Source organism: Shewanella sp. 10N.7 (genome assembly GCF_020806285.1).
GTDB lineage: Bacteria > Pseudomonadota > Gammaproteobacteria > Enterobacterales > Shewanellaceae > Shewanella > Shewanella electrodiphila.
Genome location: NZ_JAJGZS010000013.1, coordinates 111,975 through 129,208 on the forward strand (window position 1 = coordinate 111,975; position 17,234 = coordinate 129,208).

Consider the following 17,234-nt stretch of genomic DNA (forward strand, 5'->3'; position numbering starts at 1 on the left):
TTTAACCTTAACTACACTATCTTTTAATCGGATTCTTTATTACTAGGTTAGGCAACAGGTTTTTTAGTGACCTTTTTAGCCGCTGCCTTGTTAGTAAGTGCCTTTTTAGCAGGTGCCTTGTTAGCTTTAGCTGATGTTAACGCAGGCATCTTCTCTAACAATGGCTTCAAGAAGTGCGCCGTGTGCGACTCAGTATTTTGAGCAACATCTTCAGGCGTACCACTCACTAGGATCATGCCGCCGCCAGAACCACCTTCAGGACCTAAATCGACAATCCAGTCTGCGGTTTTAATCACATCTAAGTTGTGTTCAATCACCACAATAGTATTACCTTTTGCCTTTAATCTATGTAATACATCAAGCAATAATTGGATATCGGCAAAGTGTAAACCTGTAGTGGGTTCATCGAGAATATATAAGGTTTTGCCTGTATCTCGTTTAGACAACTCTTTAGATAATTTCACTCGCTGAGCTTCACCACCCGATAATGTCGTCGCACTTTGGCCTAAGCAAATATAAGATAAACCAACATCAACAAGCGTTTGCAGCTTACGAGCGATTGCAGGGATTGGATCGAAGAAGACGCGGGCTTCTTCAATGGTCATTTGCAACACTTCATGAATGTTTTTACCTTTGTATTTCACATCTAAGGTTTCGCGGTTATAGCGTTTGCCTTTACATGAATCACAGGGAACATACACATCTGGTAAAAAGTGCATTTCGACTTTAATTAAGCCGTCACCCTGACAAGCTTCACAGCGACCGCCTTTAACGTTAAACGAGAAACGACCTGGCAAGTAACCACGGCTTCGAGATTCTTGAGTGGCAGCAAAAAGCTCACGGATCGGCGTAAATATACCTGTATAAGTGGCAGGGTTTGAACGTGGAGTACGGCCAATTGGGCTTTGATCAATATCGACAACCTTGTCGCATTGCTCCATACCTTTAATGCTTTTATGGGCAGCGGGTTCATCGACTGTCGCACCATTTAGCATACGGTGAGCGATTTTATAAAAAGTATCATTAATCAGTGTGGATTTACCTGAACCAGAAACACCAGTGACACAGGTGAATAAACCAATCGGAATGGTTAAGTCGACATTTTTCAGGTTGTTACCTGTAGCGCCAAATAACTCAATAACCTTTTTCGGATCCATTGGTGTGCGCTGTTCACCGACGTGGATTTGTTTTTTACCGGAAATGTATTGACCAGTAATCGACTCTTCACACTCAATAATATCTTTCAAGCCACCAGAGCAAATAACTTCTCCGCCGTGTACGCCAGCACCTGGGCCAATATCAATCACATGATCTGCCATGCGAATCGCATCTTCATCGTGTTCGACCACGATAACCGTGTTACCTAAATCACGAAGGTGGATAAGGGTTTGGAGTAAACGCTCGTTATCGCGCTGATGTAGGCCAATTGATGGCTCATCAAGGACGTACATTACACCCACAAGGCCGGCACCAATTTGACTGGCTAAACGAATACGCTGTGCTTCACCACCAGATAAGGTATCTGCCGAGCGATCTAAACTAAGATAATTAAGCCCGACATTGACTAAGAATCCGAGTCTATCACCCACTTCTTTAAGAATTTTTTCTGCAATTTGCGCTTTTTGACCAGTGAAATGGATGTCTTTGAAGTAACCCAATGCTTCGCCAATGGACCATTCGGTTAATTGCGGCAAGGTTAAATCGCCAATGAACACGTTACGGGCTTCTTCACGCAGGCGCGAACCGCCACAGCTTTTACACGATTGAGTATTAATGAATTTAGATAGCTCATCGCGCACTGAATTGCTTTCAGTTTCACGATAGCGGCGATCCATATTATTCAATATGCCTTCGAAGGGATGATTACGAATAACCACATCACCACGGTCGTTAATGTATTTAAAGGCAATGCTCTGTTTGCCTGAGCCATGCAGAACAATTTTTTGGACTTTGTCTGTAAGCTGCTGAAACGGCGTTTCGACATCAAACTTATAATGTTCAGCCAATGAGCTGAGCATTTGGAAATAATAGAAATTACGCTTGTCCCAGCCACGAATAGCGCCGCCAGCTAACGATAACTCGCCATTAGTGATCACGCGGTCAGCATCAAAGTACTGTTGTACACCTAATCCATCACAAGTTTGACAGGCACCGGCAGGATTGTTGAACGAGAAAATACGTGGCTCAAGTTCAGCCATAGAGTAGCCACAATGGGGACAAGCAAAATTAGCAGAGAATACAATCTCTTCAGCTTCGCCTGCCATGTCAGCAACCACAGCAATACCACCAGACATTTCTAGTGTGGTTTCAAATGACTCAGCTAAACGTTGTTTAAGATCATCACGCACTTTGAATCTGTCGACGACTACTTCGATGGTGTGTTTAACATGTAAATCTAGGGTTGGCGGATCGGATAAGTCACATACATCACCATCAATACGTGCACGGACATAGCCTTGTGCGGCTAGGCTTTCTAGTAACTTTACGTGTTCACCTTTACGGGCTTTAACCACTGGGGCTAATAACATCTGCCGACTACCTTCTGGTAGCTCGAGCACCTTATCCACCATCTGGCTGACGGTTTGTGCCGCTAAAGGTTGCCCGTGAGTCGGGCATCGAGGTTCACCAACGCGGGCAAACAGTAAACGCAGATAATCATAAATTTCAGTGATGGTGCCCACGGTTGAACGTGGGTTATGTGAAGTGGATTTTTGTTCAATTGAAATCGCAGGGCTTAAGCCTTCAATATGGTCGACATCTGGTTTTTCCATCAAACTTAAAAATTGACGTGCATAAGCAGATAGTGATTCAACATATCGACGTTGTCCTTCAGCATATAAAGTGTCGAAGGCTAATGATGATTTGCCTGAACCTGACAATCCCGTAATGACAATCAGTTTGTCCCGTGGAATTTTAAGGTCAAAGTTTTTTAAGTTGTGGGTTCGTGCACCACGAATTTCAATGGTATCCATTCTTCACTCTGATGTTGTACTCGCTCACCGATAAAGCTGAATATCTTGGCAAACAAGTTAAGGCATTTGATTTGTGATTAGATTTTACTCTGTATTTATACAGTATTTCATACAGTATTGTACAGTGCTAAATTGTTAGTTCATTTGGTTGTTTTGTTAGCTAAAGTCGAATATTAATGAACTGCGATGTAAGACACATTATAACCTGTTTGTTTAACTTCATTAGCAAATACGATAAACAGTTGTACCTTGGTTCATTATTCCTTTTGAGCTAAATTAGGACGCTGTGATAATATGCGCAACTCAAAATTTTTTACAGATACAAAATTAAGGGCAACTGAATGGCCAAAAATGGACTCTCCGGCATTGAGAAAAAGGTCGCATTTTCGTTAGCTAGTGTATTCGGCTTACGCATGATGGGCTTGTTTATGATCATGCCCGTGTTTGCGCTTTATGGCCAACACTTGGAAGGATTCTCACCATTATGGGTTGGTATCGCTATTGGTGCCTATGGGTTAACTCAAGCCTGTTTGCAAATCCCTATGGGGATGTTGTCTGATAAATACGGTCGTAAACCGATTATTCTGGGTGGCTTAGTCATTTTTGCCATTGGTAGTATCGTAGCGGCTATGTCAGATCATATTTATGGTGTGGTATTTGGCCGAGCACTACAAGGAATGGGGGCAATCGCAGCAGCGGTATTAGCTCTTGCAGCAGACCTTACACGAGATGAGCAGCGCACTAAAGTGATGGCGATAATCGGTATGTGTATCGGTTTTTCTTTCGCTTTGTCTTTATTAGCAGGGCCAATTGTTGCTCAGTATGCAGGCCTTGAAGGGTTATTCTTTTTAACCGCAATTTTGGCAGTGCTTGGTATGGTCATTGTGCAGGTATTAGTACCTAACCCTGTATCACAAGCGCCTAAAGGCGATACGGTCGCTACGCCAACTAAACTTAAACGCATGCTGATGGACCCTCAGTTATTTAGATTAGATGCCGGTATCTTCATATTACATCTAGTGCTTACTGCCGTGTTTGTAGCACTACCGCTAGACTTAGTTGACGCTGGTTTAGTGAAAGAAAAACATTGGATGTTGTATTTCCCTGCCTTTATTGGTGCATTTTTCTTGATGGTGCCGTTAATCATCATTGGAGTGAAACGCAATAACACCAAAACCATGTTCCAAATTTCCCTAATGATTATGATGCTAGCGTTAGCGGCGATGGGATTTTATGCGGATAACTTATGGGTACTCAGTGGCGCAGTAGTATTATTTTTTACTGGTTTTAATTATTTGGAAGCTTCATTACCTAGCCTTATCGCAAAATTCTGTCCAATGGGCGATAAAGGTTCTGCGATGGGCGTTTATTCTACCAGTCAGTTTCTCGGTGCATTTTGCGGCGGTATGTTAGGTGGTGGCGCTTATCAGTTAGTGGGTGCTTCAGGGGTGTTTTTTGTGGCATTAGCGCTGATGTTTGTATGGTTGTTATTAACCATCGGCATGGAAAAACCAGTGCTACTTAAAAGCTATACACTTGAAGCAGAAGCGAAAGATAGAAATCATGCCCAAGATATGGCAACTCAACTATCACAGCTTGCTGGGGTTGCAGAAGCGATAGTGGTGATTGAAGAGAAAGCCGCTTATTTAAAAGTAGATGATCAATTCGATTTAAGAGAAGCCCGAGCTGTGTTAGGCTCTGTCAGCTAAGAATTAAATTCGTGTTTTTTGTGGTTCGCTGATGCTTCAGTGAGCATAAAAATGACATAATTGATTCAACAAAATTTGAACGTAATTAAATTTAGAACATGGTAAATCGCAGGAGATTTCAATGGCCAGTCGTGGTGTGAATAAAGTAATTTTGGTCGGTAACCTAGGAAAGGACCCAGAGGTTCGTTACATGCCAAATGGTAACGCCGTAGCTAACTTTACTGTGGCAACGAGTGAGTCTTGGAAAGACCAACAAGGTCAACAGCAAGAACGTACTGAATGGCATAACATTGTTATGTACCGTCGTTTAGCTGAAGTAGCTGGTGAATACCTGAAAAAAGGTTCTAAAGTTTATTTAGAAGGTAAACTGCAAACTAGCAAGTGGCAGGATCAGACTACTGGTCAAGATCGCTACAAGACAGAAATTAACGCGATGGAAATGCAAATGCTGGATAGCCGTGGTCAAGGCGGTCAGCAAGGCGGCATGAACCAAGGTCAAGGTGGCTACAGTAATGCTCCTCAGCAAAGTGCACCTCAATCGCAAGGTGGTTACGGCCAGCAACAAGCGCAAGGTGGCTTCCAACAGCCAGCTCAGCAACAGCCAGCTCAGCAACAAGCTGCTCAAAAGCCTGCTTATACGCCTAAGCCACAAGTGCCAGCGCAACAACAAGGTGGTTTCCAGCAGCAGTCTGCTCCAGCACAGCGCCCAGCGCCAGCACAACAGCAGCAAGGTGGATTCCAACAACCTGCGCAACAGCAAGGTGGCTTCCAGCAACAATCTGCGCCAGCCCAGCGCCCAGCGCCAACGCCACAACCACAAAATACTACGCCTGATTTAGGTGGAGATTGGGATGACGATATCCCGTTCTAATTCACGCTAAATCTAGCAATCAGTTATTTTGCTCAGCTAATTAATCCCTGTATTGCAGGGATTTTTTATTTATACTGCTTTTGTTTGGGACAACTCAGGTTTAGATAGCTATGAAAAGAGTGCTTTTTCTTCGTTACGATAAAATTGGTGACTTTACGTTAAGTTGGCCCGCATTAAGTTTGCTGAAAAAAGCCATGCCAGAGGCCAGCATTGAAGTGCTTGTTTCACCAGTAACCAAAGCTTTTGCATTAGCTTGTCCCTACGTAGATCATGTGATTATCGATGATGGTGATGATCAAGGGATCAGCGAGCGCATTAAAGAACGAGAATACGATGGTGCAATTGTGTCGTTGTCTGAATTTCGTGGTTATAAATTTCTAAAACCATCACAAATTCCTTTCGTATTAGCACCAAAACATAATTGGTATCAGTACCTTTATAAGCATCGCGCGGATCACCAATACAAAAAAGGTGAAGGTTGCTGGCGTGGTGCATGTATGTTGGTGGAGTCTTTTTTAGCACAAAACGGTTACGACATTCCCGAAGTGACTAGACCTTTATGGAATGTGCAGCAACAAAAATCGAAATGGCAGCAATATTATCATCAGAAAAATGATGAGAAGTTAATTTTTGCTCACCCAGGCACAGGCGGATCCTCAGGTGGTGTACCTGTGGACAGCTTTGCTCGCATGCTGATTGATATTGATAAACAGACTAAACTGAATTGTCGCTTTGTTTTAACCTATAGCGGTGAAGAGGAACGTCTTGCACAGCAGATGCATGATTTACTCGTAGCGAGTAATATTAAAGTCGCAATGGCCAAGCCATTATCCAGTTTGGCTGAATTTGCCGAGTCTTTGGTTGCAGCGGATATGTTTATTGCAGGCTCAACTGGACCATTGCACCTTGCAGGGCTGCATAATCTCCCTACAGTTGGGTTTTATGCTGGTAGACGCTCAGCCCCAGAAGTACGTTGGCAGTCACTCTCGGCTGATGCACGTCGCTTAGCATTCACACCGCCGATCGGTAAGAAAACCGGCCGAAATATGGCGTTAGTTAATTTTGATAAAGCGGCGGCCGAGACTGCGCATTTTTTAAATACATTTTATGCAGACGATATTAGCGAGTAAGCTCTCCTAAATTGGCTGCAAATGAGTTAAACACAATAACGGAATTATTCTTATGATAGTTGTAACAGGTGCTGCAGGTTTTATTGGTAGTAATTTAGTTAAGTCATTAAACGAATTAGGTCGTACAGATATTATCGCAGTGGATGATTTATCTGACGGCACACAGATGTTTAACTTAGCAGATTGCGAAATTGCTGATTATTTAGATAAAGATGCCTTTTTAGCCAGCATTAAAGCCGGCGAATTTGACGGTAAATTAGAAGTTATTTTCCATCAAGGAGCTTGTTCATCGACCACTGAGTGGGATGGCAAGTTTATGATGCAAAACAACTATGAATACTCAAAAGTATTACTGCATTATATCCAAGCAAATGATGTGCAATTTATTTATGCATCATCAGCGTCTGTTTATGGTGGCAGTGAAAAATTTGTTGAACAGCGTGAAGTTGAAAAACCGCTAAACGTTTATGCTTACTCTAAGTTCTTGTTTGATCAATATGTCAGACAGCAAGACACCAATGCACAGGTTGCAGGTCTACGTTACTTTAACGTTTATGGTCCTAGAGAGCAGCATAAAGGCGGCATGGCGAGTGTTGCCTTCCACTTTAATAACCAAATCAAAACGAATGGTGTCTGTCGCTTATTTGCCGGTGTTGATGGCTATGCAGATGGTCAGCAATTACGTGATTTTGTGTTTGTTGAAGACGTGGTTAAAGTGAACTTATGGTTATGGCAAAACAAGTCAGTATCAGGGATCTTTAATTGTGGAACAGGCCAAGCTCAAAGCTTTAATGACGTTGCTAATGCTGTGGTTAACTATCATGGCAAAGGTGAAATTGAATACATTCCTTTCCCCGATAAATTGAAGGGCGCATACCAAAGTTATACCCAAGCTGATTTAACTCAGCTGCGCTCAGTAGGGTGCGATCATGTATTCAAAACGGTTGAGCAAGCGGTGCCTGAATATTTGGATTGGCTGAAAGACCAACACTTCATTGGTCAGTAATATTTGACTGAATATTAAGGCTGGTTCTTAATAAAAAATAAAGCCTTGAAGTCATTGCTTCAAGGCTTTTTTATGGCCAGTGTGAATGTAATAGTTAGCGCTAATCGCTAATCGCTAATCGCTAATCGCTAATCGCTCATCACTCATCATTAAGCATTAAGCGCTTGTGACCATGCCTTTTAATACGATGTCATCGTAAGTGACAAAACCAATGATATTGGCATGTTCCACTACGGGGGCTTTATTAATTTGAAATTGATCAAATAGCCTAGCGGTGTAACGAATATCCATTTCAGCATCCACTGACATTACTGGTTTAATCATAATTTCATAAACGTTAACTCGCTCAGGAGACTTATTAGTTGCGAGCACTTTTCTGGCAATATCACTTAAAAGTAACATGCCATATTCATCATGCTCATGACGTTTATTCACCACTAAAATCGATACCTTTTTCTCCACGGCGATAGCAATGGCTTCACTGATAGTCAGCATGCCGTCAATCATGGCATATTGATTCATTAATACATCACGGTTTTTAATCGGGGTCGACGGCTTCATATCTGATCCTTAATATCATTAGTGAGTTTCTCGACTTGGTGCGCCACACCGACGGCGTCTTCAACATCAATTTGAATCGCGATACCTTGGCCTGGATTGGTATTAAAACCGCCGACTTCACAGATTGTTTCTAAAATATGGCGACTCATATGCTCTTCAACTAACCACAAAATGACATCGCGCTGAACATCTAATCCCAAGCCCATGAAGGTTTTCTTTTTCTTAAGCCCTTCACCTCTAGCGTGGTTAATAACGGTAGCGCCAGTCGCGCCAGCTTCTCTTGCGGCATCAAGTATATTGTCAGTTGTGATGTCGTCGACAAACGCGATAATGAGCTTAAATCGCATGAATTACTCCTTAACGGATCGATTAGTTTCTATATCTACTATAGAAGCTTGATTGGTTGTTGTTTGTTCTTCTACTGTGACGGTTTCAGTGGCATCGTCAGCCAATTTATCTCTGCGCTTATCGAGCCAAGCGACGATTTGTGCATAGCTCATGACAGCAATAATGGGAAATAAACTGGCAAAAGCGATGAGGCCAAAGCCATCAATTAATGGATTTCTGCCTTCTACATTGGAGGCTAACCCTAAGCCTAACGCAGCAACTAACGGGACAGTGACCGTTGATGTGGTCACTCCGCCAGAATCATAGGCAAGAGGAATAATGGACTTAGGTGCAAAGAAAGTTTGGATCACCACCACCACATAACCCGCCATAATGTAGTAATGAATAGGATCGCCAACCACAATGCGAAAACAGCCGAGCGAAATTCCAAATGCAACCCCAATAGCGACCGAAATGCGTAAACCTTGGGTGCTTATAGTGCCGCCGGAGACTTCATTGGCCTTAATCGCGACGGCAATTAAAGAGGGTTCAGCAATGGTGGTACTAAAACCTATGGCCGCAGCAAATACATAAACCCAAAAATAGTCCTGCCACAAGTAAGGCCCAGCTGAACCGTCAGGGTGCAAGATACTTGGCGATGTGAGCTGATTAGCGAGGTTCTCGCCAATAGGAAACAGCGCTAACTCTAGGCCTACCAGGAAAAAACTCAAACCTAGAATGACATACACAAATCCCAGAACCACGGTTTTCCAATTGGCTATCGGTCGTTTAAGTACGCCCAATTGAAAACCAAATAAAATGGTCGCAATAGGGACAACATCACGCATGGTGAGCAATAAAGTGTCGAACAACTGACTAAGCCAGACCATTGATTTCCCCCATTGAGATACTTGTAGAATGAGTGAAAAAACCCTTATGATTCATATGTTTTTCAGTCGTATTCATAGCACCATGCCGTACAGCAATACGAAAATGACCGGTGTAAGGCTGGCAAAGGCTATTAACCCAAAACCATCTAACATCGGATTACGACCTTTAATCACTGTGGCTAACCCAACACCTAACGCTGTGACTAATGGCACTGTAATGGTCGAGGTGGTTACTCCGCCAGAGTCATAAGCAATACCAATGATACTTTCTGGGGCGAAACTGGTGAGGATCATCACGATGACATAACCGCCAATGATCAAATAATGAATCGGCCAGCCTTTTACGATACGGATAACCCCGAGCAATATGGCCAGACCAACCGAGACTGCAACAGTTAGGCGCAGTCCCATGGCATAACTGTCCATAGCTTGTTCTGTGAAGGCTATAGCACCGCCTTCAGCAGCGACTTCAGCGGCTTCAGCGGCCACCGCCGTTAACGCGGGTTCAGCTAATGTGGTACCAAACCCCAAAGCAAATGAAAAAATAACCAACCAGAATGTACTGCCTTTGCGGGCAAGGGCATGGGCTAATGACTCACCAATAGGGAATAAGCCCATTTCTAAGCCGAAAACAAAAAAGGTTAAACCTAAGACGATAAAGACAACGCCGACGAGGATGGAAAAGAGGTTAGCAGGTGCTTGTTGAAGGATAAAAATCTCAAAAAAACTCACCACCAAAATGATGGGGACTAAATCTCGAAAACTGCCGAGCATAGATTGTAATAACTTTACTAATCCGCCCATTCCACCTCCTGTGAATATTAATACTTATATGACAATTGCTTAGCTTAAGTTTTTCTGTCGAAGTAAAACGGTCATCGCAGCAATTATTTACTTATTACACTATCCAGTGTGCCAACCTGATACAGTAAAACAACAAAAGATTAACAAAAGTTACGGTGTTTTTGAGCTAGATCAAATTGTGAAAATAAATGTGCGCTAGGCAAGAGTGAAGAAGGGAGAGGAGATAAATAAATCAAAAAAAAGACCCGAAGGTCTTTTTTCAAATACATAATGTTAAGTCAAAAATAAGTCCCACTCTGAAGCAATGACTTACATGATTACTTATCGAGTGACAGGTGCTGCCAAGCATCACCAGCACTTAACCTTAATGACTTCACTTGCTTTTCTCGTTCAACATTAATGTAGTTAAGCTGACTTGGCCAAAGCTCCTGTAAGCTTTCCATCTTGATGTAAAAACTACTCATCGTTTGATGGTTTATCTGAGTTTCTTGGTACACCCATAAATACTTACCTTCGACTTCAGTACCAACCAAATTTAGCTTGATAGTTTGCTGCTTATCATCGGCAATATGAAACTTGTCCTGCACATAATAAGCAAAAGCATCACGACTAACAGGCTCTTTGATTAAATCAGTATTACTATCAAATAGGCGCTTTGCCGCGTGCTCAGCATCGTGTAAATAAAACCGATGCTGCACTTCTAAATTACCTGTGCGTTCATTAAACAGCACATTGCTATAACTTTCTTTTTGCTGATGCGCCCAAGTGTTAGTGCTGAAGCTAAAAACGGCAACGAATAACAAGCTGATTGCGATAATTGCTCGTGACATTATTTTTTATACTCCTTGGCTTCAGGTTCTTTTATCTCGGTATTGATCTCATGCATGATGTCGCGTCGATGCTTACCTTTACGTTTCTCGCTTTTATAAGCTTCAATTCGCGACGGAATAATACGACGTGGATAATGATTATTTTCAATATCTACATCGGCGGTTTCCCAGCTTGGATCGATTTCAACTGACACCAATTGCTGTGATTTTTCAGTGACAATCAGCTTGCTCACAGCATGAGGAGAGCGTCGCCAAATCTCTGCAGGCAATGTCAGCTTTTCAGTACTGCCATCATCATAGGTCATCTCAAGTAATATTGGCATCACCAGGCCGCCAAGATTTGAGAAGTTCATGACGTAATAGTTTTTATCTTCTTCTAGTGCTCTAGCGAGTGCTTTACGTTCCCAGGGCTTTAACTTCGCAAGTGTTGACTGGTACTTGTTTCGCTCTTTATTGGTCACCGTAAAACGATCGTTTTTATCATGAAAATCGGCTAAGTCGCCATTTAAATCAACCCAAGGTTTCATCCCTGCTTGTTGATTATTTTCAACAAATAAAGATGTTGGCTTATCGGCATTTTCTTGGCGTAAACGGTCAAAATCAATATCAGGATCTTGGGTATCTAATCGCAATTGGTAAACTTTATCTATGCTGATATCAACATGATCTGTGGTGTAAAACCAGCCACGGAAAAACCAATCTAAATCAACACCTGATGCTTCTTCCATCGTACGGAAAAAGTCATAAGGGGTTGGACGTTTATTTTCCCAGCGGCGAGAGTATTCTTGGAAGGCGAAGTCAAAAAGCTCACGACCTAACACCACTTCACGTAAAATATTAAGCGCTGCAGCAGGCTTAGTATAGGCATTCGGACCGTACTTTAAGATGCTATCAGATTGGGTCATGATAGGCACTTGCACATTAGACTTCATGTATTCGATGATGTCGCTTGGCTCACGTCCCCAAGCTAAATCAGGATCCCACTCTTTACTGGCTACGCCATCTAAAAAGCTGTTTAAACCTTCATCCATCCAAGCCCATTGACGTTCATCTGAGTTCACAATCATTGGGAAGTAGTTATGACCCACTTCATGGATCACAACGCCAATGAGGAATTGTTTTTCAGATAAGGTATAGCTTCGAGTGCCGTCTTCATGCCAAATGGTGCGGGGACCATTAAAGCTAATCATCGGGTATTCCATGCCGCCAACTGGGCCATTGACGCTAATGGCCGTTGGGTAAGGATAATCAAACGTAAAACGCGAGTAGACTTCCATGGTATGGATGACAGACTCAGTTGAGTATTTTTCCCATAACTCACCGCCTTCTTTAGGGTAAAACGACATCGCCATGACTTCAGGCATAGTGTCGCCACCTTGCTGATAGCCTTTGGCATCCCAAATGAACTTACGCGAAGATGCCCAGGCAAAGTCACGCACGTTTTCAGCTTTAAAATGCCAGGTTTTTTGGCCTGATTGGGTGCTTGATTCGTTCTTTAAGGCTTCATCGGCAGAGACAATAAATACTGGTCTCTTAGCATCTTTGGCATCTTCTAAACGGTTTCGCTGAGTTTTAGTCAACACCTTTTTAGGATTTTGTAATACGCCAGTCGCAGTGACGATATGGTCAGTTGGCACTGTCATCTTGACGTCGTAATTACCAAATTCTAGGGTAAATTCACCACGGCCTAAAAATTCTTTATTATGCCAAGCTTCGTAATCTGAATAAGACGATACTCGCGGGAACCATTGAGCCAGCAAGAAAATATCATTACCGCCTTCACGTTTATCATCAGGGAAGTGTTCATAACCTGAACGTGCGCCTACGGCGTCTTCTTCTAAGATATTAAAGGCAAAATCAATGTTCACTTTAGTGGTTTGATTTGGTTTCAGTGGCTTAGTTAAATCGACTCGCATTTGCGCGCCATTAATCACATATTTTAGCGCTTTGCCTTTAGCATCTGTGATGTTAGATAACTGGTAACCCAGCTCTACATCGTCCATAAACTGCTGACGGCGTAAAGTTGATAAATTAATTTTAGCTGGCGCTTTGTCTTGCGCTTTAGCTGAAGCACTGGCGTTATTACCTAGGCCTGAAAAACTACTACTGCGTTCGGCAACTGAGTCAGAACTGAAGCGGTTTTGCTCGAGCTGGATCCATAAATACTTGAGGGTATAAGGTGAGTTGTTGTGATAAGTAATGGTTTCGCTGCCCACAATACGGCGTTGAGTTTCATCCAGTTTCACATTGATTTTGTAATCAACCTGCTGTTGCCAGTAATCTTTACCTGGCTCGCCAGCGGCGTTACGGTAGTCATTTGGGGTAGGGTGACTTTCTTCTAATTGGCGAAACTTATCTTCAAAGTCGCCTTTGGTTTGTTCTATCGGCGAGGCATTTACCCAAGGTAAATACAATAGGCCTAATACTAGCGCGATAGCCTTAGGGTAAGATTTCATGCTGGCTCCGAAGTGGTCACTTGATACATATCATCAGTGCCACATGCTTATAATTTTAATAACGCGACAGGAAAAATAGCAGTGTACGATGGGTTTATCGTGACATTTATCTTCAATGAAAGACTATTAATACATGGGTAATGTTGGGGCTTTGTAAAGCCAATGCGTGATTGTACACTCAGCCATAACAAATGTGTTAAAAGTACACATTTTGTAACTTATTTGGATGAGTCCTGCTAAATAGGTTGTTAATATCAGTGAAAGCTAAATAAAAAATGATAGTGATAAGATATCTATTTTTTACTAATGCTATATAAACATGAGCTTAGATAGCTTGTTTTATTATGGGGTGATTAGGAGACTGATATGGCGCGAGTGGCTTTATTTGTCATAAAACCAAATGGTAAGTTAAAAGGTTGAATCGTCACTCATTTCAATGTTGTACTTGTCTAGAATCTGCTGGAACTCGCCTGTTTGCTTCAATTTTTTCAGCCCGTCAGCAAACATTTTAGCTGCTTTTGTATTACCTTGATTAAAGCCAACATAAAGCGGAATAGGTTCACCAAAGCTTCCTGCATAACGAATTTGATCATCAAGGTTTATTTTTTTTGCGGTTTGTTCAATCACAATCTTATTACCAATCATGACATGGAAGCGACCTTTGATGAGTCGTTTGAGATTCATGGTTAACGGCTGGTTACCTGAGGCAATATAAAAACGATTCGAATTTGCGATTTTGGCATTAAGTCGTTCGCCATAATCATAGCCGCGTATTATGCCTACCTGCACAGTATCTAAATCTTCAATTTGATTAAACTGCCACGCAAAGCTATTCGTCGTGTAAAAATCTTTACCGGCATAGCCAATAATCAGGTCATCAGTCAGTAAATCATATTGAGCGACATGATCAGGTGTCACAGCTAGAATTGCATCAACATTAGCTTGCTGGACTTCTTTTAAGGCGCGATTAAATGGCACTGCGATAAAGTGTACTGGTTGATCCATTTCAGCAAAGGCGCGTTGAGTCAGTTCAGTAACATAGCCTGTTTGAGCTTCGCAGACGTAAGGGCACCAGATATCAGAGGCAATTAACAGAGGTTTGGCAGATAGCGAAGTTGAAAAAGAGTAACTGGCAAATAGCATGAGGCCTATGCAGTATTTGAGTATCTTGGCTAAATCTGTTTTTAGAGTCATTTTCACAATGATATCAATTCCGGTTGGTTTGACCGTTAGTAGCTATTAAATTGAATATCTTGAGTGTTTATTTCATATTTAGAGTATGACTCTAATCATGACATTAAGCGCTCAAGCCTGATTGATTCAATAGGTTAGCTATTTTGTTTTAACGCTAAACGCGTTAAATATAAGCTTAGATATAGTATCTTAAAACGACAGGGTTCCTGATGTTATTTATTCATTATTGCCTGTAAATGCGAGCTAACTGTCTTTAAATGCGGCTAACTGTCTTTAAATACGGCTAACTGTCTTTAAATACGGCTAAGAGCCTTCAAATACCAGCTGATTAGACAAGTCATCATACTTAATGCTCGAAGGTGCCAGCTATTGCTAAGTATAGGTGGCTATTCACGAGTGTCATTGTCGAAAAGGATTAGATATGAAACATGTGGGCTTTAATAAACCAGGTAGTGCAGAGGTGATGTATTTTACCGAAAGCCAACTGCCAGTATTAACCCAAGGGCAAGTGCTAATCAAAGTACATGCCGCAGGCGTTAATGGGCCTGATATCAAGCAACGTGAAGGTGCTTACCCTGCACCTAAAGGCGCGAGTGCTATCCTAGGTTTAGAAGTGGCAGGAGATATTATTGAGCTAGCTGACGACGTGACGCAATGGAAAGTAGGCGACAAAGTCTGTGCGCTGGTGCCAGGTGGTGGTTACGCTGAGCAGGTGATCACAGATGCCAGTCATTGTTTGCCGATCCCCAACAATTACACTTATGAACAAGCGGCAGCTTTACCAGAAACTTGCTTTACCGTTTGGGGCAATATGGTGGTTAGGGCAGAATTAACGGCAGGTGAAAGTGTATTGATCCATGGTGGCTCTGGTGGTATCGGTACTACCGCGATTCAAATGGCGTCAGCATTAGGCGCAACGGTGTTTGCTACCTCAGGCTCAGATGAAAAGTGCCAATATTGTCTTGAACAAGGGGCAACTGTTGCGGTCAATTACCATCAGCAGGACTTTGTCGAACCTATTTTAGAAGCGACAAATGGAACAGGTGTGAATGTCGTATTTGATATTGCTGGTGGCGATTTTGTTAACCGCAACCTTAAAGTAGTCGCAATGGATGGCCGCATGGTATCGGTTGCAATGCAAAGGGGCATGAAAGCCGAAGTGGATATCTTTAGGCTAATGGCGAAACGTATTCGCTGGACAGGCTCAACCTTAAGACCGCAAAGCATTGAAGCCAAAGCCGAGATTGCACAAGGTCTTAAACAGCATGTTTGGCCAATGCTTGAAAGCGGGAAAATGCATATAAATCTAGATAAAGTTTTTGCTTTAAATGACGTGATTGCCGCACATCAATATATGGAGTCTGGCCAGCATCAAGGGAAAATTATTTTGAAACTGATTTAGCAACAGTAAGAACAAGCTCTAAACAAGGCAGTAAAAGCAATATTTTAATCTAGTCGCACATTTAAGGACAAAAGCTACTTAGAGTCTTGAGTTTAAACACCTTGTCACGCCTCTTCCAAAGGGCGCATCTGCTTCATGGTTACTGTTTCTAAACCTTTATAAAATCCATGAACATCTCTGATTTCTCTAATTGAATTTGCCACGCTTTTTTCCGTGAGGTAAACATCGATATATGGCAGTATTGAACTAATCAAAATGTCAGATAAATCAGAAGGCTCTCCCTTTCGGCTAGGGTGAGCAAACTTATAATGATATATGTAGCTTTTACTAACTTGCGATGGAAACCTAGCTACATTTAATGCGGAGCTGTTTGCTTGGAGAGTTTTACAAAAACTTGGGACAAGATTTGAAATAAACTCAAGTGCGACTAGATCAACACTGCTCTTTGTTGCCTGTTTATTACTTAAGCTCTGCCCATCTAAATAACCAAAGCTATTCCTACCTTTCATTTCCTTAAAATATTGCTTTTCTGTAGCCTTATAGTCCTTACCCAATGCTTTATTTATGTAGTTTTTGATGATTAAGTTCAACTCATGAGGCGAATTACCAGACAATAGAAAAGTAATATCTTTGATTGATGTAGGCTCTACGCCCTCATAGTTTTCTAATTCTTTATTTACAATATCATCGTCACTGAGAGCCAGCAGTGAAGGCAATGTGGAAAATACAGATATAAATTCATCGAAACATTCATCTTGTGAAATTTCCCATAAACTAACAGGAGAAAAAACAAATAAGCCATCAGAAAACACTCTATTGATCACATTAGAGCCAAAGGATTCTCTTTCCTTAAACATTTGAATAATGAAATTTGAGTCGATCAAATAACATTTATAAGACTTATTCTTTACTGTGATCATAGAACTCTCATCATTGAGGCATAACGCCGCGTTAAGCGGACTAAATGGTGGGTTGTACTGTGTAGTGGATCGGAACGTAACCCACTGTTTTAGTTCCGTTTAAGCGCCTTGTATGGATAATAAACCCACCTAATTTACAAATACTTCCCTGTTTCGGGTAAT

Annotated in this window: 14 protein-coding genes; 5 read left to right on the forward strand and 9 right to left on the reverse strand. The window is 41.9% G+C overall.

Annotation, left to right across the window (positions count from 1 at the left end; translation table 11 throughout):
- Positions 1–47: 47 nt before the first annotated feature.
- Positions 48–2,972, reverse strand: coding sequence for an excinuclease ABC subunit UvrA (uvrA, locus tag LMH66_RS10270; RefSeq protein WP_229369822.1), 2,925 nt, complete (start codon positions 2,970–2,972; stop codon positions 48–50).
- A gap of 341 nt (positions 2,973–3,313) precedes the next feature.
- Between uvrA and LMH66_RS10275 the strand changes: the two genes are divergently transcribed.
- The 4 genes from LMH66_RS10275 to rfaD all read left to right on the forward strand — a co-directional run bounded on the left by LMH66_RS10275 (position 3,314) and on the right by rfaD (position 7,688).
- Positions 3,314–4,681: an MFS transporter gene (locus LMH66_RS10275; protein ID WP_229369825.1), complete on the forward strand. Its 1,368-nt coding sequence runs from the start codon at positions 3,314–3,316 to the stop codon at positions 4,679–4,681.
- A gap of 121 nt (positions 4,682–4,802) precedes the next feature.
- Entirely contained in the window at positions 4,803–5,552 is a 750-nt protein-coding gene (locus LMH66_RS10280) for a single-stranded DNA-binding protein (RefSeq protein WP_229369828.1), read from the forward strand.
- Positions 5,553–5,662: 110 nt separating this feature from the next.
- Positions 5,663–6,682 (forward strand): glycosyltransferase family 9 protein, encoded by a 1,020-nt coding sequence (locus LMH66_RS10285; protein WP_229369830.1) that lies wholly within the window; start codon positions 5,663–5,665, stop codon positions 6,680–6,682.
- A 52-nt stretch (positions 6,683–6,734) separates the two neighbouring features.
- The gene (rfaD, locus tag LMH66_RS10290; RefSeq protein ID WP_229369832.1) at positions 6,735–7,688 is read left to right on the forward strand and encodes an ADP-glyceromanno-heptose 6-epimerase; all 954 of its coding nucleotides are present in this window, start codon (positions 6,735–6,737) and stop codon (positions 7,686–7,688) included.
- 156 nt (positions 7,689–7,844) lie between these two features.
- Here rfaD and LMH66_RS10295 read toward each other — a convergent pair whose 3' ends face one another.
- The 7 genes from LMH66_RS10295 to LMH66_RS10325 all read right to left on the reverse strand — a co-directional run bounded on the left by LMH66_RS10295 (position 7,845) and on the right by LMH66_RS10325 (position 14,750).
- Positions 7,845–8,249: a CBS domain-containing protein gene (locus LMH66_RS10295; RefSeq protein ID WP_102527482.1), complete on the reverse strand. Its 405-nt coding sequence runs from the start codon at positions 8,247–8,249 to the stop codon at positions 7,845–7,847.
- Positions 8,246–8,596, reverse strand: coding sequence for a P-II family nitrogen regulator (locus tag LMH66_RS10300; protein ID WP_102527483.1), 351 nt, complete (start codon positions 8,594–8,596; stop codon positions 8,246–8,248). Before LMH66_RS10300 ends, LMH66_RS10295 begins: the two co-directional genes overlap by 4 nt.
- A gap of 3 nt (positions 8,597–8,599) precedes the next feature.
- On the reverse strand, positions 8,600–9,466 hold the full coding sequence (locus tag LMH66_RS10305; protein WP_229369833.1) for a DUF1538 domain-containing protein: 867 nt from the start codon (positions 9,464–9,466) through the stop codon (positions 8,600–8,602).
- A gap of 72 nt (positions 9,467–9,538) precedes the next feature.
- Positions 9,539–10,270: a DUF1538 domain-containing protein gene (locus LMH66_RS10310; protein ID WP_198589547.1), complete on the reverse strand. Its 732-nt coding sequence runs from the start codon at positions 10,268–10,270 to the stop codon at positions 9,539–9,541.
- 317 nt (positions 10,271–10,587) lie between these two features.
- The gene (locus LMH66_RS10315; protein WP_229369834.1) at positions 10,588–11,100 is read right to left on the reverse strand and encodes a DUF6702 family protein; all 513 of its coding nucleotides are present in this window, start codon (positions 11,098–11,100) and stop codon (positions 10,588–10,590) included.
- Entirely contained in the window at positions 11,100–13,556 is a 2,457-nt protein-coding gene (locus tag LMH66_RS10320) for a M1 family metallopeptidase (RefSeq protein ID WP_229369835.1), read from the reverse strand. The genes LMH66_RS10315 and LMH66_RS10320 overlap by 1 nt, the downstream gene beginning before the upstream one ends.
- A gap of 408 nt (positions 13,557–13,964) precedes the next feature.
- Positions 13,965–14,750, reverse strand: coding sequence for a substrate-binding periplasmic protein (locus LMH66_RS10325; RefSeq protein WP_229369845.1), 786 nt, complete (start codon positions 14,748–14,750; stop codon positions 13,965–13,967).
- 421 nt (positions 14,751–15,171) lie between these two features.
- Here LMH66_RS10325 and LMH66_RS10330 point away from each other — a divergent pair, with 421 nt between their 5' ends.
- Positions 15,172–16,152 carry an NAD(P)H-quinone oxidoreductase gene (locus LMH66_RS10330; protein ID WP_229369836.1) on the forward strand — a complete coding sequence of 327 codons (981 nt, stop codon included), beginning with the start codon at positions 15,172–15,174 and terminating at the stop codon, positions 16,150–16,152.
- Positions 16,153–16,256: 104 nt separating this feature from the next.
- Here the strand turns inward: LMH66_RS10330 and LMH66_RS10335 are convergent, their stop codons facing one another.
- Positions 16,257–17,072, reverse strand: coding sequence for a hypothetical protein (locus LMH66_RS10335; protein WP_229369837.1), 816 nt, complete (start codon positions 17,070–17,072; stop codon positions 16,257–16,259).
- Positions 17,073–17,234: the final 162 nt, after the last annotated feature.

Coding starts and splice junctions, on each gene's coding strand:
- uvrA (WP_229369822.1), bottom strand. CDS start 2,972: ATGGATACCATTGAAATTCGTGGTGCACGAACCCACAACTTAAAAAAC.
- LMH66_RS10275 (WP_229369825.1), top strand. CDS start 3,314: ATGGCCAAAAATGGACTCTCCGGCATTGAGAAAAAGGTCGCATTTTCG.
- LMH66_RS10280 (WP_229369828.1), top strand. CDS start 4,803: ATGGCCAGTCGTGGTGTGAATAAAGTAATTTTGGTCGGTAACCTAGGA.
- LMH66_RS10285 (WP_229369830.1), top strand. CDS start 5,663: ATGAAAAGAGTGCTTTTTCTTCGTTACGATAAAATTGGTGACTTTACG.
- rfaD (WP_229369832.1), top strand. CDS start 6,735: ATGATAGTTGTAACAGGTGCTGCAGGTTTTATTGGTAGTAATTTAGTT.
- LMH66_RS10295 (WP_102527482.1), bottom strand. CDS start 8,249: ATGAAGCCGTCGACCCCGATTAAAAACCGTGATGTATTAATGAATCAA.
- LMH66_RS10300 (WP_102527483.1), bottom strand. CDS start 8,596: ATGCGATTTAAGCTCATTATCGCGTTTGTCGACGACATCACAACTGAC.
- LMH66_RS10305 (WP_229369833.1), bottom strand. CDS start 9,466: ATGGTCTGGCTTAGTCAGTTGTTCGACACTTTATTGCTCACCATGCGT.
- LMH66_RS10310 (WP_198589547.1), bottom strand. CDS start 10,270: ATGGGCGGATTAGTAAAGTTATTACAATCTATGCTCGGCAGTTTTCGA.
- LMH66_RS10315 (WP_229369834.1), bottom strand. CDS start 11,100: ATGTCACGAGCAATTATCGCAATCAGCTTGTTATTCGTTGCCGTTTTT.
- LMH66_RS10320 (WP_229369835.1), bottom strand. CDS start 13,556: ATGAAATCTTACCCTAAGGCTATCGCGCTAGTATTAGGCCTATTGTAT.
- LMH66_RS10325 (WP_229369845.1), bottom strand. CDS start 14,750: ATGACTCTAAAAACAGATTTAGCCAAGATACTCAAATACTGCATAGGC.
- LMH66_RS10330 (WP_229369836.1), top strand. CDS start 15,172: ATGAAACATGTGGGCTTTAATAAACCAGGTAGTGCAGAGGTGATGTAT.
- LMH66_RS10335 (WP_229369837.1), bottom strand. CDS start 17,072: ATGATCACAGTAAAGAATAAGTCTTATAAATGTTATTTGATCGACTCA.